We start from the raw sequence: 260 nt of genomic DNA, 5'->3' as shown, positions 1-260 counted from the left end.
CGTTCAGCGACACGATCTCCTCCACCGACTGTCGCGGCAGCGCGAACCGCTGCGCCCCGACCGCGACGACGATCGTTGGGATGATCGTGAGCGTCAGCGGCACCTGAAGCGTGATGATCAGCCCGCGACCGGGGGTGTTGCGCAGCGCGATCCGCCCGCCGATCTGTTCGATATTGGCGCGGACCACATCCATGCCGACGCCGCGACCCGATGTCGCGGTGACGGTGTCGCGGCTCGACAGGCCGGGACAGTAGATCAAC

The 260-nt window shown here is 67.3% G+C and carries 1 protein-coding gene; it reads right to left on the bottom strand.

Features of this window, described 5'->3' with window-relative positions; all coding sequences use genetic code 11:
- On the bottom strand, positions 1-260 hold a 260-nt coding region (locus tag AC0IYH_RS32355), incomplete at both ends, for an ATP-binding protein (RefSeq protein ID WP_471838424.1).

The sequence above is a fragment of the Pseudomonas sp. AC463 genome (assembly GCF_979253585.1).
Note: the sequence above shows the minus strand (reverse complement) of the source record. Positions and strands in the feature narration are given on the sequence as shown.